The organism is Leifsonia sp. McL0607, from assembly GCF_049993355.1.
Classification (GTDB): Bacteria; Actinomycetota; Actinomycetes; order Actinomycetales; family Microbacteriaceae; genus Leifsonia.
The window spans coordinates 2,221,084-2,243,723 of sequence record NZ_CP188253.1 but is presented as its reverse complement, the minus strand read 5'-3'; the positions used below and the strand labels follow the sequence as shown (position 1 = coordinate 2,243,723).

At 68.8% G+C, this 22,640-nt stretch carries 16 protein-coding genes and 2 pseudogenes; 4 read left to right on the top strand and 14 right to left on the bottom strand.

Going from position 1 to position 22,640, the window contains the following annotated elements; genetic code table 11:
- Positions 1-6: 6 nt before the first annotated feature.
- From ACPPVW_RS10845 to ACPPVW_RS10830, 4 genes are all read right to left on the bottom strand, one after another.
- Positions 7-681, bottom strand: a complete 675-nt coding sequence (locus ACPPVW_RS10845) for a response regulator (protein ID WP_426623133.1) — start codon at positions 679-681, stop codon at positions 7-9.
- Positions 678-1,889, bottom strand: a complete 1,212-nt coding sequence (locus tag ACPPVW_RS10840) for a hypothetical protein (RefSeq protein ID WP_426623132.1) — start codon at positions 1,887-1,889, stop codon at positions 678-680. Before ACPPVW_RS10840 ends, ACPPVW_RS10845 begins: the two co-directional genes overlap by 4 nt.
- On the bottom strand, positions 1,886-3,079 hold the full coding sequence (locus ACPPVW_RS10835; protein ID WP_426623131.1) for a sensor histidine kinase: 1,194 nt from the start codon (positions 3,077-3,079) through the stop codon (positions 1,886-1,888). The genes ACPPVW_RS10840 and ACPPVW_RS10835 overlap by 4 nt, the downstream gene beginning before the upstream one ends.
- Positions 3,080-3,257: 178 nt before the next feature.
- Positions 3,258-4,367 carry an Rv2578c family radical SAM protein gene (locus ACPPVW_RS10830; protein WP_426623130.1) on the bottom strand — a complete coding sequence of 370 codons (1,110 nt, stop codon included), beginning with the start codon at positions 4,365-4,367 and terminating at the stop codon, positions 3,258-3,260.
- Positions 4,368-4,729: 362 nt separating this feature from the next.
- Between ACPPVW_RS10830 and ACPPVW_RS10825 the strand changes: the two genes are divergently transcribed.
- Positions 4,730-5,689 carry an IS481 family transposase gene (locus tag ACPPVW_RS10825; protein ID WP_426623129.1) on the top strand — a complete coding sequence of 320 codons (960 nt, stop codon included), beginning with the start codon at positions 4,730-4,732 and terminating at the stop codon, positions 5,687-5,689.
- Positions 5,690-5,746: 57 nt separating this feature from the next.
- Here ACPPVW_RS10825 and ACPPVW_RS10820 read toward each other — a convergent pair.
- A pseudogene (locus tag ACPPVW_RS10820) lies at positions 5,747-7,038 on the bottom strand (IS256 family transposase).
- 241 nt (positions 7,039-7,279) lie between these two features.
- Positions 7,280-8,218: pseudogene (locus ACPPVW_RS10815) on the bottom strand (integrase core domain-containing protein); the annotation flags it as partial.
- Between the two features lie 186 nt (positions 8,219-8,404).
- On the opposite strand from ACPPVW_RS10815, the gene ACPPVW_RS10810 reads away from it, so the two are divergent.
- A complete protein-coding gene (locus ACPPVW_RS10810) occupies positions 8,405-9,628 on the top strand; it encodes an acyltransferase family protein (RefSeq protein ID WP_426623128.1) in 1,224 nt (407 codons plus the stop codon).
- 481 nt (positions 9,629-10,109) lie between these two features.
- On the opposite strand, the gene ACPPVW_RS10805 is transcribed toward ACPPVW_RS10810, so the two are convergent.
- The gene (locus ACPPVW_RS10805) at positions 10,110-11,513 is read right to left on the bottom strand and encodes an ATP-binding protein (protein WP_426623127.1); all 1,404 of its coding nucleotides are present in this window, start codon (positions 11,511-11,513) and stop codon (positions 10,110-10,112) included.
- Positions 11,514-11,551: 38 nt separating this feature from the next.
- Positions 11,552-12,226 (bottom strand): response regulator, encoded by a 675-nt coding sequence (locus tag ACPPVW_RS10800; RefSeq protein ID WP_426623126.1) that lies wholly within the window; start codon positions 12,224-12,226, stop codon positions 11,552-11,554.
- Between the two features lie 132 nt (positions 12,227-12,358).
- Between ACPPVW_RS10800 and ACPPVW_RS10795 the strand changes: the two genes are divergently transcribed.
- Positions 12,359-13,144, top strand: coding sequence for an SGNH/GDSL hydrolase family protein (locus tag ACPPVW_RS10795; protein ID WP_426623125.1), 786 nt, complete (start codon positions 12,359-12,361; stop codon positions 13,142-13,144).
- On the opposite strand, the gene ACPPVW_RS10790 is transcribed toward ACPPVW_RS10795, so the two are convergent.
- The 4 genes from ACPPVW_RS10790 to ACPPVW_RS10775 all read right to left on the bottom strand — a co-directional run bounded on the left by ACPPVW_RS10790 (position 13,131) and on the right by ACPPVW_RS10775 (position 19,127).
- Positions 13,131-14,753, bottom strand: a complete 1,623-nt coding sequence (locus ACPPVW_RS10790; protein WP_426623124.1) for an ABC-F family ATP-binding cassette domain-containing protein — start codon at positions 14,751-14,753, stop codon at positions 13,131-13,133. The genes ACPPVW_RS10795 and ACPPVW_RS10790 overlap by 14 nt on opposite strands.
- 273 nt (positions 14,754-15,026) lie before the next feature.
- Positions 15,027-16,529 (bottom strand): malate:quinone oxidoreductase, encoded by a 1,503-nt coding sequence (locus ACPPVW_RS10785; protein ID WP_426623123.1) that lies wholly within the window; start codon positions 16,527-16,529, stop codon positions 15,027-15,029.
- A gap of 153 nt (positions 16,530-16,682) precedes the next feature.
- Positions 16,683-17,756, bottom strand: a complete 1,074-nt coding sequence (locus tag ACPPVW_RS10780) for an aspartate-semialdehyde dehydrogenase (protein ID WP_426623122.1) — start codon at positions 17,754-17,756, stop codon at positions 16,683-16,685.
- Between the two features lie 84 nt (positions 17,757-17,840).
- Complete coding sequence (locus ACPPVW_RS10775) at positions 17,841-19,127, bottom strand: aspartate kinase (RefSeq protein WP_426626286.1); 1,287 nt, start codon at positions 19,125-19,127, stop codon at positions 17,841-17,843.
- A 100-nt stretch (positions 19,128-19,227) separates the two neighbouring features.
- Between ACPPVW_RS10775 and ACPPVW_RS10770 the strand changes: the two genes are divergently transcribed.
- Positions 19,228-19,398 (top strand): hypothetical protein, encoded by a 171-nt coding sequence (locus tag ACPPVW_RS10770; protein ID WP_426623121.1) that lies wholly within the window; start codon positions 19,228-19,230, stop codon positions 19,396-19,398.
- Positions 19,399-19,488: 90 nt separating this feature from the next.
- Here ACPPVW_RS10770 and recR read toward each other — a convergent pair whose 3' ends face one another.
- Both recR and ACPPVW_RS10760 read right to left on the bottom strand, forming a co-directional pair.
- Positions 19,489-20,085 (bottom strand): recombination mediator RecR, encoded by a 597-nt coding sequence (recR, locus tag ACPPVW_RS10765; protein WP_426623120.1) that lies wholly within the window; start codon positions 20,083-20,085, stop codon positions 19,489-19,491.
- Between the two features lie 4 nt (positions 20,086-20,089).
- Complete coding sequence (locus ACPPVW_RS10760; protein WP_426623119.1) at positions 20,090-22,639, bottom strand: DNA polymerase III subunit gamma and tau; 2,550 nt, start codon at positions 22,637-22,639, stop codon at positions 20,090-20,092.
- Position 22,640 lies beyond the last annotated feature (1 nt).

The following is a 22,640-nucleotide window of genomic DNA, read 5'->3' as shown; positions in this document are numbered from 1 at the left end:
GGAGCCTCAGGTGAGGTAGCCGTCCTCCGCGGCGCGGCGGATGAGATCCGCCCGCGAGCTCGTGGGCCTGCCGACCTTGCCGTACTTCTCGCGCACGCGCCGCAGAAACGTCTTGGCGGTCTCGTACTGCACGTTCATGGCGCGAGCGACCTCCGACGTCGTGCGGCCGTCGGCGTACAGCATGAGCGCCTGCCGTTCGCCGTCGCTCAGCTTGGGGCGGGAGGCCACGGGAACGGTCGGGCGCGGACGCCACGCGGGCTTCGGCTCCTCTGCGGTGCCGTCCCTGCCCATCGCCGCGAGCGCCACGGCGATCAACTCCGACATCGGCTGCGCCTTCGTGACGTACGCGACGGCGCCGGCGGCGAGCGCCGCGTCGCGGTCCTCCTGGGTGTCGACCGCGCTCAGGACCACGACCTTCGCCCCGGCCGCACGGCAGGTGCGCACCCGCGCGCCGATCGACACCGACTCGCGAAGCTGGAGGTCCATGATCACCAGGTCGGTCGGGAACGCGTCGCTGTGCACCAGCTCCAGCCAGCTTTCCGCGCGCACCACGAGATCGAACTCGGGCGCGTTCCGCTCGATCCAGGTGGCGAGGCTGTCGAGGAGGATCTCGTGGTCGTCGAGGATGGCGAGCCGGATCGGCGGGGACGATGACGTGGGGTGTGCTGTGGCGGTACTCATGGTGCTCGCCTCCCAGGGTATGCGAACCGCACGGTCAACCCTCCGTCGCGCACGCGCATCGACGCCTCCATCGACACGGACTGCAGCGCGCTGAGGAACGGGACGAGCGCGGAGCGCAGCACGCGGCGCGGCTCCTCCGCCCTGGCCGTGAGCAGGAACACCGGACAGTCGGGGACGGAGACCGCGATGGCGACGCTCGACGGGTCGAGTCCGGGCAGGTCGGCGACGGTGCCGACCAGAGCGCCGACGATCGCGCGCTGCTCGTCGCTCAGCACCCGGTCGAGCCGGTCGGGATCGCGCACGCGCGACCAGCGCTGCGGGTCCTCGGCCGTTCCGCGCCGCGCGAGCGCCTGGTCCACGGTCTCGGCGAGCCAGCTGCGGCCGACCGCGTCGACTGCAGCCCGGCGCAGGCCCGTCGCGATGGTCCGCGCCCGCTCGCGGTCCTCGTGCGTGATGCGACCGGATGCCAGCAGTCCGGTGAGGAAGGGCACGGCCTCCGCGTTGAGAGCGGTCGCGCGCTCCTGCGCCACCATCCTTTCGGCGACCTGCCTCAGCTCGCCGTCCAGCCGGAGCTGACCGGCGCGGGCGACCTCGCGCCAGCGCAGTGTCTCTCCCGTCATCGTCCAGGCGCAGCCTGCGCCGCCGCAGGCCAGTGCCAGAACAGGTGTCGCGGCGACCATCGCGTAGACGGCGGGGTGGTTCGCGATGGCCATGGACGACGCCTGCGCTGCGGCCAGCGCTCCGAGCACCAGAGCGGAGGCTGCCGCCGTCGCCAGCGCCTCGGCTACCGGGCGGTAGAGCGGCATCGCCGTCAGCACCAGGGCGACTGCGATCTGGCCCCAGTCGTCCTGGATGCGTTGGTTGCGACCCCAGACAGCCGCATCGAACAGGACCGCGGAGGCCACCGCCACGCCGACGATGGCGAGATGGGACCAGAGTCCGACAGGGGCGAGGCCCGGATGCGTACGGATCGCCGCGACCGCCACAGCCATGGTCAGCAGGACGATCGCGCAAATGGCCAGGGCAGGGCTGCGCAGCTGCCCCTGGTGCGCGATCGTGGAGTACACCGCGTAGCCCACGGCGACCACGCCGATCAGTGGCACCAGCAGCCACGCGGACTGGACGCCCAACGGATCCAGCCGCTGCGGAGTGCGTTCGACCGGCATCGACCGGTAGCGCACGATCGTCTCGGTGATCACGCGGTTCATGCGCCCTCCGCTGTGGGCAGCGTCATGATCACGGTCGTGCCGACGTCCTCGCTCGAGTAGACGGTCACTGTGCCGCCGACCTTGCTGATGCGATCGTGCACCGACTGCCGTAGGCCGAGCCGGTCGGCGCTCGTGGACGCCTCGGCGAAGCCGCGGCCTCCGTCGACCACCATGACCGAGACGGAGCGGTCACCGGATGACACGGCCACCTCTGCGGTCGCGCTGCCGGAGTGGCGCAGCACATTGACCAGGCACTGCCGCACAGCCAGCCCGACAGCGCGCCGAGAGTCGTCCGTCAGCTGGGCGACCGCCTCCCGGTCACCGGAGAAATCGACCGTCAGCCCCTCGTCGCGGGCGACCTCGATGGCCCGCCGCAGCTCGCTCTCGTACCAGGCGTCGTCGCCAGACAGCGCCGCCGGTGCCGCGTCCGCCGGGAAGACTGCGCCACCGAGCGCGAGCAGGTCGGAATCGATGCGCAAGCGGAGCCGGTGCGGGAGCTCGCCCGACTCGGTCGCGGCGACCGCGGCGAGTTCGCTGAGCACGGTGTCGTGGAGGTCGGCGGTGGACTCGGCAAGCAGCTCGCGTCGCAGGTCGACGAGACGGGCGTCGCGAACGGCACGGTGGATGGCCGACTGGGTGCGCGATCGCGAACCGCGCGTGAGTCCGTCGAACGCGAGCACTCCGACGAGCAGTAGGTAGGCGCCGAGGGAGATCCCGTCGGGGTGGAACACGCGTCCAGCCGCACTCGCGCCCAGAAGCACGGCGGCCTCGGCGATCGCGAAACCGAGTGTTGCCCAGAGGATCCCCGCGAGCGCTCCGGTTCCGGTTCCCCCCACGAGAGTCATCGCGACGACCGGGAGGGCGATCACGAACAGGTTGGTGTCGCGGTAGCTGGGGGTGCTCTCGAAGAGGATGTAGACGTACAGGAAGGTGCACGCGGCGCCGACCAACAGGTAGGCGATCGTCAGCATCACTGTGCGACCGCGCGCCAGCAGGATCAGGAGCAGGATCATCGGCACCAGCACGAGGGTGCTGATCCACGAGGCCTCGCCGGTCGTCCCGCCCATCGTCGAGACAGCGACATTGGCGACCGCCATCATCACGCACACCAGCGCGGCCCAGCGGGCCGCAGCGGCCAACGCCTTGGAGTTGGCCGCCCGTGAGAGGTGGCTGGGAAGACCGAGCGACACCGGGCTCCTTCGTCGGGGGACGGACCGACGGGATCCGCCGGGGAGCGACGCTGGACCGCGATGCCCCAGTGGGGATTATGGCAGTTGACCTGGCCGCTGTGTACCCCGGGCGTGCGGGCGAGTTGTACCCCGCACCGCACTCAGCGCGGAGGCTCAGAGTGGCAACTCAGCGGCCGACTCAGAACAGCGTCGGCTGAACGCCGAGCGTCACGAGCGCCGACTCGGGGGCGACCTCCTCCGGCGCGACGCGATCGGCGGTTCGTCGCTCGCCCTCGCCGTCGCGCAGCAAACCGAGTGCCGAGGAGCGGACACCCCCGGTCAGCGGATCCTCCCGCCGGCGCTCGAGACCGTGCGCCCGGATCAGCGGCTTGATGCGGGAGGCGAGCCACGCCCGGTACTCCTTCGGTGCGTATGTTCCACGGCCGTACATGTTGCGGTAGCGCGGCAGCAGCTCGGGATGCTCGCGTCCGAGCCAGAGATAGTACCACTCTTTGACCCCGGGCTTCAGGTGCAGCGCCGTGTAGAGGACGCTCGTGGCCCCGGCCGTTTTCGCCTGCCGCAGAGCGTCGTCGAGGTGCGCGCGCGTGTCGGTGAGGTACGGGAGGATCGGCATCAGGAAGACCGAGCAGTCGAGGCCGTGCTCGCGCACCGCGGTGACGGTCGCCAGGCGCGCCTTGGTGGTCGGCGTTCCCGGCTCGACCGTCTGTTGGAGCTCGTCGTCGTAGACGGCGATCGACATGGCGAGGTCGACAGGCACGTGACGCGACGCCTCGGCGAGCCGTTCGAGATCCCGGCGGAGCAGCGACCCCTTGGTCAGGATGCTGAACGGCGTAACCGATTCGGTGAGCGCGTCGATGATGCCCGGCATGAGCGCGTAGCGCCCCTCGGCGCGCTGGTACGGGTCGGTATTGGTGCCGAGCGCGACCGGATGGCGCCCCCAGCTCGGCTTGGCCAGCTCTTTGCGCAGCACGTCGGCCACGTTGACCTTGACGATGATCTCCTGGTCGAAGTCTTTGCCCTGGTCGAGCTCGAGGTAGCTATGCGTGGGTCGGGCGAAACAGTACACGCAGGCGTGAGAGCAGCCGCGATACGGGTTGATCGTCCAGCCGAAGGGCATCGGCCCTCCCCCACCGGGGATCTTGTTGAGCGCCGACTTGGCGAGGATCTCGTGGAATGTGATGCCCGCGAACTCGGGCGCGCGCACCGACCTCACCAGGTTGTTCAGCCGGGCGAGACCGGGCAGGGCCGACGGCACCTCCACCGCCAGCTCCTGCCCACTCCATCTCATGGCACCATTCGAACATACGTTCGAATGTTCGTCAAGCGGCGCCACGACAGGCTGTGATGTCTCAGGAGATCGGTGACGTTTCTGCATCAGGACATGGGTGACAGTTCGCGTGTCAGGACTTCGGTGACGTTGCGATTCTGGGTCGTGGCCCGCGGGGTCTGCCGTTGCCGACGTAGGTCACGCCTGGTGCTGGGCGGGTGTGTTCGATGAGGATCTCGCCGTCGAGGTTGGTGACGATGATCTTGTCGCCATCGACGACGGCTAGGTGTAGTTCCCCGACACGTTGTGAACGGTTGAGGTGAGCGAAGACCTCCGTGGAGGATGTGGGTTACCACACTCACATCTAGCCAACGGAGGTCTTCGTGACTCACGCTAATGCACCGTTGACGCCGGAAGGGCGTCGACGGCTGGTCGAGCTGGTTCTGGAGCGCGGGTGGTCATTGCGGCGGGTGGCGGAACGGTTCCAGTGCTCGCCCGCGACGGCGAAACGGTGGGTCGATCGGGCACGCGCAGGCTTGCCGATGACCGACCGACCCTCCCGCCCGCACTCGTCCCCGAATCGGTGTCCGGCCCGGTTGGAGCGCCGGATCGTGGCGTTGCGGTTCAGGTGGCGGTGGGGTCCGCATCGGATCAGCTACCACCTCGGTGTTCCCCGTTCCACCGTGGGCAGGGTGCTGGCCCGGTATCGGATGCCGCTACTGCACCACCTCGATCAAGCGACCGGGCTCCCTATCCGCAAACCGAGGGCTGTCCGTTATGAGCACGCTCGCCCCGGCCAGCTGGTCCATGTCGATATCAAGAAGCTCGGCCGCATCCCCGATGGTGGTGGCCACCGAGTCCTGGGGCGGGCAGCAGCACCGTCCCGGCACCGCGGCCGCGGCTATGCGTTCCTGCATCACGCTATCGATGACCACTCCAGGCTGGCCTACTCGGAGATCCTGAACGATGAGCGCAAAGAGACCGCCGCCGGATTCTGGCTGCGCGCCAACGCGTTCTTCACCGCCGCTGGGATCACCGTCACCGCGGTCATGACCGACAACGGTGCGTGCTACCGGTCGAAACTGTTCGCCGACGCTCTCGGCACGAGAGTCAAGCACCGGCGCACGCGCCCCTACCGGCCGCAGACCAACGGGAAAGTCGAACGATTCAACCGCACCCTGGCCACCGAGTGGGCCTACGCGCACGCCTACCTCAGCGACGAAGCCAGAGCCGCAACCTACGACACCTGGCTCCATCACTACAATCACCACAGACCCCACACCGGAATCGGCGGCCTCGTCCCCTCAGCCCGCGTTCACAACCTCACGGGGAACTACAGCTAGGACCTGTTGGTTCCGATGTGGGACTATCTCAGTAACGGTGTTTCCGGCGGTTTTCATTTAGTAGGTCTCCGCGGCCGGCCAGCGGTCTGCGAAGGTGATGGCGAACGCGTTGAGAGCAGGTTTCCATCGCATCGTCCATCGGACTCGTCCCGCACCGGTCGGGTCGAGTGATCTGGTGACAAGATACAGGCACTTGAGCGCCGCCTGCTCTGTCGGGAAGTGTCCTCTGGCGCGCACCGCACGCCGGTATCGGGCGTTGAGGGACTCAATCGCGTTCGTCGAGCAGATCACCCGGCGAATCTCGATGTCGTAGTCCAGGAAGGGGATGAACTCCTCCCACGCGGACTCCCAGAGCCGGATAATCGCCGCGTATTTCTTGCCCCACTTCTGGTCGAGCTCTTCCAACGCGGCCCGAGCGGCGTTCGGGCTCGGAGCGGTATAGATCGGCTTCACATCGCGTTTGAGCGCATCCCAGTCCTTCTTCGACGCCAACCGGAACGTGTTCCGGATCAGGTGGATGATGCACGTCTGCACCGTCGTGAGTGGCCAGACGTTGCCGACAACCTCGGGCAACCCTTCAGACCATCGCAGACGAGGAAGAACGTGTCACGCACCCCACGATTCTTGATGTCGGTGAGGACACTCATCCAGAACTTCGCACCCTCACCGCCGGTCCCAGCCCAGAGTCCGAGGACGTCCTTCTCGCCAGCGAGGGTGACTCCGATCGCGGCATAGATCGGCCGGTTCGCGACCTGCCCGTCGCGGATCTTCACCACGATCGCATCGATGAAGATCGCCGCATAGACCTCCTCGAGCGGCCTGGCGGACCATTCGTTCATCTCGTCGATCACCTTGTCCGTGATCCTGGAGATCGTCTCCTTCGAGACCGAGGCACCATAGATCTGAGCGAAGTGCGCCGAGATCTCACCAGTGGTGAGCCCGTTCGCATACAACGACAGGACGATTTCCTCGACCCCGTTCAACCGACGTTGGCGCTTCTTCACGATCTTCGGCTCGAACGACCCATCGCGATCCCGCGGCACATCGATCGTGACCTGCCCGGTCGCTTCGGTCAGCACGGTCTTCGGCCGAGTCCCGTTGCGCACGTTTCCGCTCTCACGGTCGAGGTCAGCCCGGTTCTTCTCATGGCCGAGGTGCTCGGTCAGCTCCTCGTTCAGCGCGGTCTCGAGCACGTTCTTCGTGAACAGCTTCAGCAACCCGTCCGGGCCCGTCAGAGCCAGACCCTGCTCTTTGGCCAGCCGCACCAGCTCGGCCGCCGCAGCGGCCTCCGCGGAACGGTCATCATCATGGTGTTTCTTCGGACTCACAACATCCAGTGTCGTCGTCATCACGGCACCTTCCCCGCCACACATCACACGCAGCGCGTCAGGCCGGAAACACCGTTAAATCCACAGTCCCTCCGATGTTGGCCGCCGACGATGTAGGTGACGTTTGCCAGCGTGAAGGTGCCGCCGCTGTCCAGGGTTCTGAGGTGGACACCGGCCGGGAGGCTGGATGGGGCCGGGGTGGGTTCGAACTGCTTGCGAGCTGTGGGGATGAACAAAGGCTGCACTGGTTTGGGTGGGGTGCTTCGGCCTTCGGAGTGGCGTGCCAGGCCTCATGGGGTGTGATGCGTCCGGGCAGGCCCTGGTGGGGGCGCTCGGTGTTGTAGATCTGGTCGAACGCATCGACTTGGGCTTGGAGGCTCGCCAGAGTCTCGGCAAGCGGTTGCTTGTCGAGATAGCGGAACAGAGTCTGGTGAAAGCGTTCATTCTTGCCCTGCGTGGTCGGCTTGTAAGGTTTGCCGGTGATCGCCTCGGTCCCCATGCTTGAGACGTGCTTCACGAGCCGGCCGATGGAGCCGCGTCGCGTGGGATCGAGTGCGATCCCGTTGTCGGAAAGCAGTCGTTGGGGAACCCCGTGGGCGACAACCGCTTTGTCGAATACGACGATGGCGGCTTCGGCGGTCTCGCCCCAGGCGACGTGGGAAGCGACCGCATATCGGGAGTGATCGTCGATGAGCTGGAAGATCACGCACTTGCGACCACCAGTGAGCACATACTCTGTGGCGTCGAGTTGCCAGCACGCGTTCGGTGCCGGATAGACGAAGCGTCGCCACGCTGATCGAGGTTTCTTCTTCGGTTCCGCCTTCGCGACGCCTGCCTGTCGGAAGATTCGGGCAAGTGAAGCGATCGACGGCACCATTTCAAGCCCCATTGCGTGCATCTTGTCGTGCACGCTGATCGGCCCGTGGTCGAGCCCCGAGGCCTCAAGCGCAGCCCGCACTTGCACCGCCTGAGACTTGATGTGGTCCGGCACCTTCGATGGGCTCGACCGTGGGCGCCGGGACTTGGGCTCGAGCACAGCGGCCGGCCCCTCGACTCGAGCGCGCCTCCGCAGTTCGTAGAACGATTTGCGCGAGATGCCATTCTCAGAGCAGAACGCAGAGACTGCACCGCGCGGTGCATCGTCGGGCCACTGAGCGATCGCGAGGCGGACACGGGGATCGATGGGTTGGATAACACTCACCCAACGAGCCTCGGCACTGGCAATGGGCGCTGAAGTGTCACCACCACGACCGCCGATATCGTCACCGCTGTTTTGATCTAGAACTGTCACCTATCTGTGGAGACATGACAGGCGCCACGACAGGCTGCGACACGACTGCGACGAAGCGAGGACCGCCCGGCGAACCAGGTCGGAGAGCATCGACGCATGACAGCCGCCTCGACTCCGACCGCACCCCGCGCGTGGCCCCTGGCAGGTCTTCGTCCGCTGACGCGCGCACATGGATTGGACGGCTTGCGTGGCATCGCCATCATCGCCGTCCTGCTCTTCCACCTCGACCTCTTCGGCGGAGGCTTCCTCGGCGTCGACCTCTTCTTCGTGCTCTCCGGGTACCTCATCACCAGCCTCCTGCTGCGCGAGCATGCCGACACCGGACGCATCTCGCTCGCCGCGTTCTGGGCAAGGCGCGTCCGGCGCCTGCTCCCCGCGTTCTCGCTGATGATCGTCGGCGTCTCGGTCGCGGTGGCCATGAGCGGCGACCGCGACCTCATCCTGACGACCCGATCGGACACGCCGTGGGCTGCGGCCAACATCCTGAACTGGCATCTGATCGCCGACTCGTTCGGCTACTGGGACCGGTTCGGTGTGCCACGGGCGCTCGAGCACCTGTGGAGCATCGCGGTCGAAGAGCAGTTCTACGCGATCTGGCCCCTGCTCGTCGTGGCGGTGCTCGTCGTCGCACGCAGGAGCCAAGTCGCGGTCGCGACCCTGGCCCTGCTGCTCGCCGCGCTCTCCGCCGCCGCACTGATCGGCCTCGCCGATCCCGCGGACCCCACTCGTGTGTACATCGGAACCGACACGCGGGCCTGTGCGCTCCTCCTCGGAGCGGCGTTCGCGACCGCCCCGATCCGGAACGCGCTGGCCCGGGTCAGGGCCGGATGGCGTGAGCTGCTCGCGGTCCTGGCGGGCCTGACCATCGGCATGCTGTGGATCTGCTCCGACGGCACTGAATCGGCGTGGCTGTTCCGGGGCGGCCTGACCCTCCATTCACTTGCGTGCGCGTTCCTCGTCGCCGTGATCGCCCAGCGCGCGCCGACCATCATCGGGCGGATCCTCGCGTGGTCGCCGCTGCGGTGGGCCGGGCGGATCTCTTACGGCCTCTACCTGTGGCATTGGCCTGTGATGGCCCTGCTCTCGCCGGCCCGCACCGGTCTGTCCGGTGTGCTCCAGGTCGGCCTCGTGCTCAGCGTCTCGGTCGCCGTCGCGACGCTCTCGCTCGTCCTGGTCGAGGACCCCGTCCGATTCATGCTCACCGGAAAGCCGGCTCTCATCGTGCAGATCGGGCTCCTCGTCGCCGTCGTGGCCGTGGTCACCGCAGGGCTGGTGTTGCCACCACCCGACGCGCCGGTTATCGACCTCGACGGACTTTGAGGCAGAAGCGGGCAGCTGCGGTCGATATCCGACCCTGGCTCCGGAATGGTGAACACCAGCCGCACCCGGGCGGACGGCGAACCGCCGTGCTGAATGTGGCTCACCAGCGCGGTGCACACGATCTGATCGATGCCCGTCTGCGTGACATCGGATAGCGCGAGTGGGAGGCGGAGACCGATCGCGCCCTGCTCCGGCACACGTTGCACGCGGGTGACGCCGACGTCCGCGATCTCCGAGTGCAGCGCCGAAGACTGCGCGCCGCTCAACAGGAGAGAGACCGCGTCGGCGACCGTGCCCAGGCGGCCCGTCTCGCGCAGTTGCGGGCGGAGGTCGCCCTGCTCGTCCACGAAGTAGAGCGTGACCCCTGGCGCGAGCCCCGTCGGTGCCTCACCAGCCGAACGCACCCCGGTGGGTTGCACGCTGCATCCGCCGATGGCCATTGAGACCCCGACCGCGAGCGCGGCGAGAACGGCGAGCCTCCTCATCGGACCGTCCTTTCGGGATCCGCCTCCGATCCGCTCAGCGGATCGGTTCCGGGCAGAGTGAGAACGAACCGCGCACCTCCGTGCGCCCGGTTCTCGGCGATGATGTCGCCTCCGAGCAGCCGAGCGTTCTCTCGCGCGAGGGACAGGCCCAGCCCGCTGCCATCGCCCGAACGCCCCTCATCGGCCTTGAAGAATCGGTCGAACACCCGCTCGACCGGCTGCACGCAGATGCCGGGGCCGCGATCGGTCACCTCGACGCGCACGCCCGACCCCACTGCGCTGACCCGGACGCTGACGGGAGGCTTCCCGTGCCGCAGTGCATTGCCGACGAGGTTGGCGATCATCACATCGAGCCGGCGCCGATCGGTCGCCACGGCTCGCTCCGACTCGACGGTCAACTCCACACTGTCGAGGAATCCGCGGACCCGGAGGCTCTCGCGAACCGCTTCGGCGACGGCGACCCGCTCGGACCGCACCCGCGCGGTTCCGGCATCGATGCGGGAGACCTCCATCAGCTCCTCGACCAGGCGGACCAGCCGCTGGGTCTCCGTGACCGCCAGCCCGACCGATTCGCGCGCGTCCGGCTCCAGATCGTCCGCAGACGACGCCAGCAGCTCGGAAGCGGCCGTCAGGGTCGCGAGCGGGGTCCGGAGCTCGTGCGACACGTCGGCGGCGAACCTCCGGGCATCCGCTTCTCGGACTCGCATCGTCTCCACCGACGAAGCGATCGACTCCGCCATCCTGTTCACCGTGACCGCCAGCTCACCCAGCTCGTCAGCACCGACGCGACGCGATCGAGCATCGAGATCGCCCGCAGCGAGCCGGCGGGCTGTGTCCCGCAGCTCGATGACCGGCCGCAGCACACCACGCGCCACAACCAGTGCCGCGATGCCGGCCACCGGGAGGGACAACGCGGCCGCGAGGAACGCGTACCGGACCAGCTCGTCGATGTGTGCCTGCACGTCCCCGAGGTCGCGGGCCGCATACACCTCCACCCCGGAAGGCGTCCGCGATCCGTCCGGAGCCGTGGTCATGATCGGCGCCCCGACCACGACCCAGGGCCGGCCGTCGTCGTCGACCACCGTCTGAAGAGCCGGACGCTCGCCACGGGAGACCGCCGCCCGCAGCACAGGGCTGACCAGCTCGGCCGTACGGCCCTCCGTCGATCGCGTTCCGTCGAAGATCACGAGAGCGTCGCCGCCGAGGGCCGACCGGAGGGCGTCGAGCGCGGCTCGGTCGGGCGGGAACATCACACCGGGGGCGACCTCGGACGCGCGCCTGACGAGGTCGTCGAGCGCACTTCGGTCGGTCGACTCGATCAGAGCCGTGCTGGCGGCAGCAGCGCTCAGCCATGACGCCGTCCCCACCCCGATCACGGCGATGGTGACGAACGCGATCACGAGTCTCCCTCGCAGCCCGCGAAAAACGCTCCGCCCCCTCACGTGGGACCGAACCGGTAACCGAAGCCGCGGAGGGTCTGGATGTAGCGCGGCCGTGCGGGATCGTCTTCGATCTTGGCCCGCAATCGCTGAACGCAGTTGTCGACCAGCCTGGAATCGCCGAGGTACTCGTGCTCCCAGACCTCACGGAGCAGCTGCTGCCGACTGAGCACGCGACCGGGCTCCGCCGAGAGGGCGAGCAGCAGTTTCAGCTCGCTCGCGGTGAGCTCGATCGGAGTCCCGTCCAGGGTCACGGACAACGACGCCAACGCGATCCGCAGAGCTCCGAGTTCACGCACGCCTTCATCCCCCGGGTCGGTGCGGCGGAGCACGGCACGAATGCGCGCGTCGAGCACAGCCGGCCGGACCGGCTTGACCACGTAGTCGTCCGCACCCGCTTCGAGACCGGCCACGATGTCGTAATCGTCGTCGAGCGCGGTGACCACGATCACGGGCACACCGCTGATCGAGCGGATGCGTCTGCACACCTCGACGCCGTCGATCCCGGGCAGCTGCACGTCGAGGATCACGACATCGGGCAGCTCGTCACGGAACAGTCGGAGGCCGGCCTCGCCGTCGTCGGCGACGAGAACCTCGTAACCGTGCCGTTGCAGCCCCAGTTGCATCCCGCGTTGCAGCGGACGATCGTCTTCCACGAGAAGGAGTCTGGACACGCCCCCAGTATCCCGGCGCTTTCCCGATGATCGGTCGGGTCACCGCCTCACGGGACCATCCTCAGCGGACTGCGACACGAACGGGACGAACGGGAGAAGATCCGGCGACGCAGCAGGCGAACCATGGAGGTCATGACGACGAAACGATCAATCACTCTCACTCTGACCGCCGCTCTCGCCGCCTCGGTGCTCGCATTCACGTGCGCCTGCTCGACTGGGAAGGACTCCAGCACTTCCGCCTCCGGATCGGCCCCCACGACCGAGCTGGCGCCGCCCGCCGAGGGACTCTCGCGGGTGCTCTGGCTGGGCGACTCGATCGCCGATGGCCTCTCGCTGCCTCTCTCGTTCGCGTTCGATGCCGCGAAGGTCGAGTTCAGCTCGATCGCCGCAGCCGGCGGCGGCACGGTGGTCGGCGATCTCGGGAAGACGACCTGGGAGACGCTCGACGAACGGCTCCGGACGATGAAGCCGAGCACGGTCGTCTACCAGGTGACCACCTACGACTGGGGTTCCTCGGAAGAGCTCGAGCGCGCTTACCAGCGCCTCGTCGACGCTGCGGGCGACGCGAAAGTCATCTTCGTCACCGTGCCTCCCATCGCGGCCGACGACTTCTACGCCCCGCACCTGGAGGACCTCGCCCGGACGACAGCCGCCGCTCAGGCGGTCGCCGAGCGCTCGGGCGGTCGAGCGCACGTGCTCGACGCATCCGCTGTCTGGGGAACATCGTTCACGAAGACCGTGGACGGCAAGCGCTACCGCAGCGACGACGGCATCCACACCTGTCCGCAGGGTGCCGCCCGCTTCACGAACTGGCTGCTCGACGGCCTGTCCGACGTCTACCCCGCATTCACCCCTCCGGCCGCCTCGAAGTGGGCTAATGCGGGATGGGCGTCGGACAAGGCTTTCATCGGCTGCTGACGAGATCGAACGTCTCGCCCGCCCACCGTTCGCGCAGCCACCGGTCGTGACTCGCCACGACGACCGCGCCCGGGTATCCGCCCAGCGCCTCTTCCAGCTCGGTCGCGAGTCCGAGCGAGAGGTGGTTGGTCGGCTCGTCGAGCAGGAACACGTGCGGAGGCCGGGCCAGGATGAGCGCCAGCGCCAACCGGCGCTGCTGCCCCACGGAGAGCTGTCCGACCTCCCGGTCGAGGTCGCGTGGCGCGACCAGCCCCAGACCGGACAGCGGCACCGATTCGGCGCGCCGCTCCCCGAGCGCCAGTTCGTAGATCCGCCGCGGCGTCTGCGTCGGGTCCGCGAAGCGCACATCCTGCTCCAGAAGCTCGACCCGCAGCCCGCTACGGCGGTGAACGGTCCCGACGAGCGGCACGATCCGCCCTGCCAGTACCGACAGCAGAGTCGACTTGCCCGCACCGTTCGGCCCGGTCACCAGCACGCGCGACTCTGCCTCGACCGCGAAGCGGCCCAGGGTCAGCCGCCCGGGCACGTGGAGGTCGTCCGCCTGAAGCAGCGATCCGGCCTCTTGGCCCAGGTGCTGGAACCCCGCGGGGATCCCGGTGAAGCTCAGCGGCTTCGGCGGCTTGCGCACCTGCGTCTTCGTCAGCTCGTCGAGCCGGCCGTCGGCGTTGCGGATGCGTCGGCTGATCTGCCGGTCGAGGGTGTTGCCCTTATACGACTTGACGAACTTGTCGTTGTCGCGGACTTTGCCCGACCACGCGATCGAGCGCGCCGTGACGTCGACCGCGTGCTTGAGCGCCCCGAGCTCGGCCTGCTCGTCGGCGTACTGCTTCTCCCAGCGGGCGCGCTCGGCCGCCTTCTCGGCGAGGTACGCGCTGTAGCCGCCACCGAAGACCGTGGTGCCGGTGCGTGTCGGGTCCAGGTCGAGCAGTCCGGTGGCCGCCGAGTCGAGGAAGGCACGGTCATGGCTCGCGAAGAGCACCGGACCGCGCCAGCCGAGGAGCTGCGACTCCAGGAACTCCGCTGCAGCGTCGTCGAGGTGGTTGGTCGGCTCGTCCAGCAACAGCACATCAGGGCGCCCGAGCAGCAGCGCTGCCAGGGCGAACCGGCTGCGTTGGCCTCCCGAAACCTCCGAGAGCCGTCGGGCCAGCGGGATGCCGCCGACGCCGAGGCCGTCGAGCAGCGCGTCGCGACGCGGCTCCGCCGTCCAGACCTCGGCGCGCTCGGCCGCGCTCAGCGCCTCGTCGTAGCGCGCCGCCGCGGCTGGATCATCGCCCGCCAGAGCGTGCGACGCGGCCTCCAGCTCGCGCTCGATCGCGCGCACCTCCGCGAGGGCGCCCTCCATCAGGGACGCGAGCGTGTCCTCCGGGCGGAAGCGCACCTCCTGCCAGAGGAAGCCGACGCGACGCGGCCGCGAGACGACGCCCGAGTCGGGAACCTCGGCCCCCGCGAGCACGCGCAGCAGTGTCGACTTGCCGACGCCGTTCTCGCCGATCAGACCGATGCGGGCGCCAGGAGGCACCGTCAGCGACACGTCGGAGAGCACGCGCCGGTCGCCGTAGCGCACCGAGATGCCGTCCGCGCGAAGCGGGGAGAGTGTGAGGGTATGCATGAGAACCACCTTCCGGGCGCTCCATCGGGAGCAGGTTCCCGCCGGGCGGACTTCCGTCAACGATCGCGCTGGAGCGCCCGATGTCGGATTCCAGTACGTACTGGATGACCGGGCAGCGCGGGACCTCAGGGGTCGCTCAACGATCGACGGCGCCTCGGGCGCGGGACGAGAGGAGGTTCTCACTTCATAGCGCCGACGACTGTAACAGGTCGACGGCGCGACTGTCCAGTACGATCCGTACCGCGCGGTAGGGGTCGACTGCAGGACGGGAGGTCAGGCCCGGACGACCTGCCAGGCCGGCTGCTCCTCCAGGCCGAGCACCGCCGCGGTCTGCGCGAGCACGCGCGCGGCCTCCTTCGGGCGATCGTTGAGCGTCGTGCCCACCGTCGGGATCAGCCTCTCGAGCGTCGGCAGCCAGCCTGCATAGCGGTCGGGGAAGCAGCGCTGAAGCAGGTCGATCATGATCGGGACCGCGGTCGACGCGCCCGGGGAGGCGCCGAGCAGGCCGGCGATGGAGCCGTCGGCCGAAGCGATCACCTCGGTGCCGAACTGCAGCACGCCGCCCTTCTTGGGGTCTTTCTTCATCACCTGCACGCGCTGGCCCGCGGTGATGAGCTCCCAGTCCTCCGACTTGGCGGTGGGCATGAACTCCTGCAGGGCCTTCATCTTCTTGGCGCGATTGGCCAGCACCTCGCCGGCCAGATACTTGATGAGGTCGAAGTTGTCGCGCGCGACGGCGAGCATCGGCCCCAGGTTGCCGGCCCGGACCGAGCCGGGGAGGTCCCACCAGCTGCCGCTCTTCAGGAACTTGGGGCTGAAGCCGGCGTATGGGCCGAACAGCAGCGACGCCTCGCCGTCGACGATACGGGTGTCGAGGTGGGGCACCGACATCGGCGGGGCGCCGACGGCGGCCTTGCCGTAGACCTTGGCCTGATGCTGGGCGACGATCTTCGGGTCGGACGTGCGCAGGAACTGCCCGGAGATCGGGAAGCCGCCGAAGCCCTTGATCTCGGGGATGCCCGACTTCTGCAGCAGGTGCAGCGCGCCGCCTCCCGCACCGACGAACACGAACCGAGCGATGGCCTCGTGCGGCGTGTGGCCGACCTCGTGGCGCACCTTGATGCGCCAAAGGCCGTCGGACGTGCGCTTGATGCCGCGCACCCGGTGGTTGAGCGCGAGCTCGGCTCCGTTGTCGACGAGGTCGTCGACCAGCGCGCGCGTGAGTGCGCCGAAGTCGACGTCGGTGCCCGCGGTCTGCCTGGTGGCCGCGATGCGCTGCTTGGCGCTGCGCTTCTTGGTGAGCAGAGGGGTCCACTCGCCGATCGTCGCGGGATCTTCGGAGTACTCTATGCCTTCGAAGAGCGGCTGGTCTTTGAGCGCCTCGTAGCGCTTGCGGAGGTAGCGGACGTTGTCACGGCCGCGCACGAAGGTCATGTGCGGTGTCGCGTTGATGAACGAGCGCGGATCGGGCAGATGCCCGGCGGCGACGAGGGACGCCCAGTACTGACGGCTCAGCTGAAACTGCTCGTTGATGCTGATCGCCTTGGCGGGGTCGACGGAGCCGTCGGTGGCCTCCGGCATGTAGTTGAGCTCGCAGAGGGCGGCGTGGCCGGTACCTGCGTTGTTCCACGGGTTGGAGCTCTCTTGAGCGACGGCGCCCAGCGACTCGTAGATGCGGATGCTCCAGTCGGGCTGCACACGCTGGATCAGGGAGCCCAGCGTCGCGCTCATGATGCCGCCGCCGATCAGGACGACGTCGATGGGATCAGTGCTCACCCGACAATCCTACGGTGAGGGCGCTCCGGCTCCGTCGTAGCGCCCGAAATCTGTCTCGACATCAAGACAAATCGCGCAAGCTGAGGCGCCGAAGGGCACGCAAACGCCCCTATTTCGTGATTTTAGGGGCGTGTGCGTGCCCTTCGGCGAGAGTCAGCCGGCGACGCGGCTGCTCAGGCGCTCGGCGACGAGCTCCGCGATCTGCACCGCATTGAGCGCGGCGCCCTTGCGGAGGTTGTCGTTGCTGATGAACAGCGCGAGCCCGCGACCCTCCGGAGCGCCCTCGTCCGAGCGGATGCGGCCGACATAGCTCGGGTCCTGTCCCGCGGCCTCCAGCGGCGTCGGCACGTCGGTGAGACGGACGCCCGGCGCGTCGGCGAGCAGCTCGGCGGCGCGCTCCGGGGTGATCGGGGAACCGAACTCGGCGTTGATGGACAGCGAGTGCCCGGTGAAGACCGGCACGCGCACGCAGGTGCCGCTCACCAAGAGGTCGGGGAGGCCGAGGATCTTGCGGCTCTCGTTGCGGAGCTTCTTCTCCTCGTCGGTCTCGTTCCGGCCGTCTTCGACGATCGAGCCGGCCAGCGGGATGACGTCGAACGCGATCGGCCGCACGTACGTGACCGGGCGCGGCATTGGGACGGCCGAGCCGTCGTGGACGAGCTGCAGGAGGTTCTCGTCGGCGACCGCGGCGCGGACCTGACCGGCCAGCTCCTCCGCACCCGCGAGCCCGGATCCCGAGACGGCCTGGTAGGTGCTCACGATGAGCCGCTGGAGGCCGGCTTCCTCGTGCAGCACCTTCAGCACGGGCATGGCGGCCATCGTGGTGCAGTTCGGGTTGGCGATGATGCCCTTGCGTGCGTCCGCGATCGCCTCCGGGTTGACCTCGGAGACCACGAGCGGCACGTCGGGGTCCATGCGCCAGCCGCTCGAGTTGTCGATGACGATGGCGCCGGCCTCGGCGAACCGCGGGGCGTGCGCCTTGGAGCCGGTGGCGCCGGCCGAGAAGAGCGCGATGTCGATGCCGGAGATGTCGGCGGTCGCGACGTCCTCCACGGTGATCTCCCGGCCGCGGAAGGGCAGGGTCGTGCCGGCCGAGCGCGAGGACGCGAAGTAGCGGATGCTCTTCACAGGGAAGTCGCGCTCCTCCAGGAGGCGGCGCATCACGCTGCCGACCTGGCCGGTGGCGCCGACGACGGCGATGTCAAGGCCGGGGATGGTCTCGCTCATGGTGTGATCCTTCGAGTCGTGGTCTGAAGTGTCGAACAGGCGGGCGTGCGTGGCCATTCCCGGACGGCGCGGCCTCCGGCGGCCCTAGCGGCCGGTGCCCGCATAGACGACGGCCTTCTCGTCGCCGTCGAGGCCGAACGCACTGTGCACGACCCGGGCGGCCTCCGCGACAGTGTCGGCGCGCGTGACGACCGAGATGCGGATCTCGCTCGTGGAGATCATCTCGATGTTGATGCCGGCCTCGAACAGCGCCTCGAACAGCGCCGCCGAGACGCCCGTGTTGGTCCGCATGCCAGCGCCGACGAGCGCGAGCTTGCCGATCTGGTCGTCGTACTGCAGCGACTGGAAGCCGACCTCGTCCTTCTCGGCGGTGAGCGCGGTGAGCACGCGCTGGCCCTCCGACTTGGGGAGGGTGAACGAGATGTCGGTGAGGCTCGTCGCCGCGGCGGACACGTTCTGCACGATCATGTCGACGTTCGCGTTGGCCTTCGCGACGATCTTGAAGATCTGCGCCGCCTTGCCCGGCACATCGGGCACGCCGACGACGGTGATCTTGGCCTCACTCAGATCGGTGGCCACTCCGGAGATGATCGGCTCTTCCACGGTTCCATCCTTCTTGGCGGCCTCGGCCGCCGCTGCTTCGTTGAGGACATAAGTGCCCTCTTTGTTCGAGAACGAGGAGCGCACGTGCAGAGTCACATTGTGACGACGGGCGTACTCCACCGCCCGGATGTGCAGCACCTTGGCACCGGCTGCGGCGAGCTCCAGCATCTCCTCGCTGGTGATCCGGTCGATCTTGCGGGCGAGCGGCACCTGCCGGGGGTCGGAGGTGAACACGCCGTCGACGTCGGTGTAGATTTCGCAGACCTCGGCCCCGAGGGCGGCGGCGAGGGCGACGGCGGTGGTGTCGGAGCCGCCGCGACCCAGCGTGGTGATGTCGCGGGTGTCGCGATTGAAGCCCTGGAAGCCGGCGACGATGGCGATCGCGCCCTCGTCGAGGGCGTCTTGAATGCGCCCGGGGGTGACGTCGACAATGCGCGCGGCGCCGTGCTGGGCGTCGGTGATCATGCCTGCTTGGCTGCCCGTGAACGAGCGCGCGTCGTATCCCATGCTCTTGATCGACATGGCGAGGAGCGCCATCGAGATGCGCTCCCCCGCGGTGAGCAGCATGTCGAGCTCACGCGGCGCCGGGATCGGCGTGACCTCGTGCGCGAGGTCGACGAGCTCGTCGGTCGTGTCTCCCATCGCCGAGACGGCCACGACGACCTCGTTGCCCGCCTTGCGCGTCTCGACGATGCGCTTGGCGACGCGCTTGATGCTCTCGGCATTCGCGACGGACGAGCCGCCGAATTTCTGAACGATCAGGGCCACAGGCTCTCCAGAACTCACGGGAGTGATCATTCTACAAGCCGGGGATATGCCCGATCGGCCATGTGACGACGCGGGCCGAAGTCCGAGAAACACCTGTGATATGACTGCCCGAGCCGACTCCTCCGTGGGGTCGGCGGCCTGCGACAGTTCCGCCCGTCAGAAGTGGGAGTACGTCAGCAGCACCAAGGCGTACAAGAACGTCGGAACCGGACAGTGCGTCGGCGCGTTCGGAAGCGGAGCCCCGGTCTCCGGCCTCACGGTCTCTCTCTGACTCGGCACCACCGCCCAGAGCTGGACCGAGCTCGGCTGACCGGCCGGGCTGTCCTCGACCCCCGACGAAACGCAGGGTCGAGGATGGAGGTCAAGAGACCTGGCGGCGACCCTCGAAAGCGCGGCCGAGCGTGACCTCGTCGGCGTACTCGAGGTCGCCGCCCACGGGGAGGCCGGAAGCGAGACGCGTGACCCGGATGTCGAGCGTGGTCAGCAGCCGACTGAGGTAGGTGGCCGTCGCCTCCCCTTCGAGGTTGGGGTCGGTCGCGATGATGACCTCCCGCACCGTGCCGTCGGCGAGACGCCGCATGAGCTGGCGGATGCGGAGGTCGTCGGGGCCGATGCCATCGATCGGGCTGATCGCGCCGCCGAGCACATGGTAAAGGCCGCGGAACTCGCGGGTGCGCTCGATGGCTACGACGTCTTTCGCCTCTTCGACCACGCAGATCAGCTCGGGCGAGCGGCGCGGGTCGCGACAGATCGAGCAGGTCACCTGTTCAGAGACGTTGCCGCAGATCTCGCAGAACCGCACCTTGTCGCGCACCTCGAGCAGCACCTCGGCCAGGCGCGTGACGTCGAAGCTCTCGGTCTGCAGGATGTGGAACGCGATGCGCTGCGCCGACTTCGGACCGATGCCGGGAAGGCGGCCCAGCTCGTCGATCAGCTCTTGGACGATGCCCTCGTACACGCCGCTACCTCATCCCCGGCGAGGGAGGTGCGGGCTGCTCCTCGAGGAGCGTCGCCCCGAGGATCTCGCGGACGACGGCTTCGCCATAACGCTGGGGCGCCTGGAACGTCGGCGTGCGCGACCCGGCGGCCGGGGCGGAGCGCTCCGGCGCGGGGCCGTCGGGCGCAGGGCGCTCGGCGGCTGGGCGCTCAGGGGTCGGTCGCTCGGCGGCTGGCCGCTCCGTGACCGGACTGCCGGATGCGGGTGTGCGCGCAGAGGCAGGAGCCTGCGCCGCCGGCACGACGCCCGGCGCGGGGGCGGGGGCGGGAGCGGGGGCGGCAGCCCAGTCACCTTCCGGCTCATCGGGGACCTCGGTCTCGTACGGCGGTTCGATCTCTTCCGGAGCCTCCAGGTCGTCCGGCGGCACGTCGTCCACGGCCGGGGATGGCGACGAGGGGGAGGGCGAGACGGCCGGAACAGCGGGGAGTCCGGTGTCTGCCGGCGGTCGTTCCAGCGTGGCCACGGCGGCGGGAGCCGACGCCGGGATGACGACCGTCGCCCACTCGGTGACCGCGGCCGACGGCGCGGAAGCCGCGGCCGATGACGGAACGGACGACGAAGCAGGAGCTGCAGGAGCGGCGGATGACGACACGGGACGCGCGGGCGCGGAACCGCCGCTCGCGTCGCTGCCGGCGCCCGGCCAGGTCGGAGCCTCCGGAGCGGACGGCGCGCCGGCGCTCGGACGGGACGTCCCACCGCCGGAGGGGGCGCCGTCGGCGCGCGCGATGAACTTGACCCGGATGCCCAGGATGTCGATGATCGCCTGGCGCAGATACTCGCTCACGCCCTGGCCGCCCGGAGTCTGCGGCTGGCGGAAGCTCTGCACGTCGTTGTCGCTCGGGAACGACAGGGTGAGCACGTCGTCCTTCAGCGAACGCACCTGGGCCGTGAACACGACCATCCACGCGCTGCGCTTCGCACGCTGGACCGCGTCGAGGATCTGCGGCCACGAGTCCTTGACCTGCTGTGTGGTCACCGCACCGACGGGAGCCGGCGCTGCGGGAGCCGGCGCTGCGGGAGCGACCGTAATGGAGCCGGCAGGAGTCGGCGTGTCGGCCGGGGCGGCAATGGGAGGCACAGCGCGCTCCGGCGCCTTCGCGGCGGGTGCGGCGGGTTCGGATGCCGGAGCCTCCGATGCGGCTGCCGCGGGAGCTGTCGACTCGGCAGGAGCGGCAGGAGCGGAAGGAGCGGCAGGAGCGGAAGGAGCGGCAGCGGACGGTGCAGGAGCGGACGGTGCAGGCGCAGCCGGCGCAGCAGCCGGCGCAGCAGCAGCCGGCGCAGGCGCTGCCGCTCGAGCGGGAGCCACGGCCCGCTGCTCCGCACGCACCATGTCGGGACCGCTCGCATCGCTGACGCCGATTCGGCGCTCGAGGCGCTCGACGCGGGCGAGCGCACCGCGCTCGGTGTCGTCGCTCGACGGCACCAGCACACGCGCGATCATCAGCTCGAGATGCAGGCGGGGTGAGGTCGCCCCGGTCATCTCGGTGAGCGCTGCGTTGACAATGTCGGCCGAGCGGCTGAGTTCGGCGGCGCCGAACTTCATCGCCTGCACGCCCATGCGATCGAGCTCGTCTTGAGGAACGCCGCGCAGCACGGCGGCGGCGCCTTCGACACTCGTCGCGGCGACCACGATGAGGTCGCGCAGCCGCTCCAGGAGGTCGTCGACGAACCGGCGCGGGTCTTGCCCGGTCTGGATGACGCGGTCGACCGCGGCGAACGCACCGGCGGCGTCGCGCGCGGCGATGGCGTCGATGACCTCGTCGAGGAGGGCGGCGTGAGTATAGCCGAGAAGCGCGACAGCCCGCTCGTACTCGATCGAGCTGCCCTCGGACCCGGCCATCAGCTGGTCGAGGAGCGAGAGCGTGTCGCGGGGCGAACCGCCTCCCGCGCGCACGACGAGCGGCAGGACGCCCGGCGCGACGGTCATGCCCTCGCTGTCGCAGAGCCCCTGGACGTACTCCAGCATCTGGGCGGGCGGCACCAGCCGGAACGGGTAGTGGTGGGTGCGCGAGCGGATGGTGCCGATGACCTTCTCGGGCTCGGTGGTCGCGAAGATGAACTTCACGTGTTCCGGCGGCTCCTCCACGATCTTCAGCAGGGCGTTGAAGCCCTGCGGGGTGACCATGTGCGCCTCGTCGAGGATGAAGATCTTGTAGCGGTCGCGGGCCGGGGCGAAGATCGCCCGCTCGCGGATGTCACGCGCGTCGTCGACGCCGTTATGGCTGGCGGCGTCGATCTCGACGACGTCGAGGGACCCGGCTCCGTCGCGGCTGAGCTCGACGCAGCTCGCGCACTTTCCGCACGGGGTGTCGGTCGGGCCCTCCGCGCAGTTGAGGCAGCGGGCCAGGATGCGCGCCGACGTGGTCTTGCCGCAGCCGCGCGGGCCGGAGAACAGGTACGCGTGGTTGACCCGGTTGGTGCGCAGCGCCGTCATCAGCGGCTCCGTCACCTGCGACTGGCCGATCATCTCGGCGAAGGTGTCGGGCCGATAGCGGCGATACAGAGCGGTTACCACT

Coding starts and splice junctions, on each gene's coding strand:
- ACPPVW_RS10795 (WP_426623125.1), top strand. CDS start 12,359: ATGACGACGAAACGATCAATCACTCTCACTCTGACCGCCGCTCTCGCC.
- ACPPVW_RS10780 (WP_426623122.1), bottom strand. CDS start 17,756: ATGAGCGAGACCATCCCCGGCCTTGACATCGCCGTCGTCGGCGCCACC.
- ACPPVW_RS10810 (WP_426623128.1), top strand. CDS start 8,405: ATGACAGCCGCCTCGACTCCGACCGCACCCCGCGCGTGGCCCCTGGCA.
- ACPPVW_RS10790 (WP_426623124.1), bottom strand. CDS start 14,753: ATGCATACCCTCACACTCTCCCCGCTTCGCGCGGACGGCATCTCGGTG.
- ACPPVW_RS10840 (WP_426623132.1), bottom strand. CDS start 1,889: ATGAACCGCGTGATCACCGAGACGATCGTGCGCTACCGGTCGATGCCG.
- ACPPVW_RS10830 (WP_426623130.1), bottom strand. CDS start 4,367: ATGAGATGGAGTGGGCAGGAGCTGGCGGTGGAGGTGCCGTCGGCCCTG.
- ACPPVW_RS10770 (WP_426623121.1), top strand. CDS start 19,228: ATGACTGCCCGAGCCGACTCCTCCGTGGGGTCGGCGGCCTGCGACAGT.
- ACPPVW_RS10845 (WP_426623133.1), bottom strand. CDS start 681: ATGAGTACCGCCACAGCACACCCCACGTCATCGTCCCCGCCGATCCGG.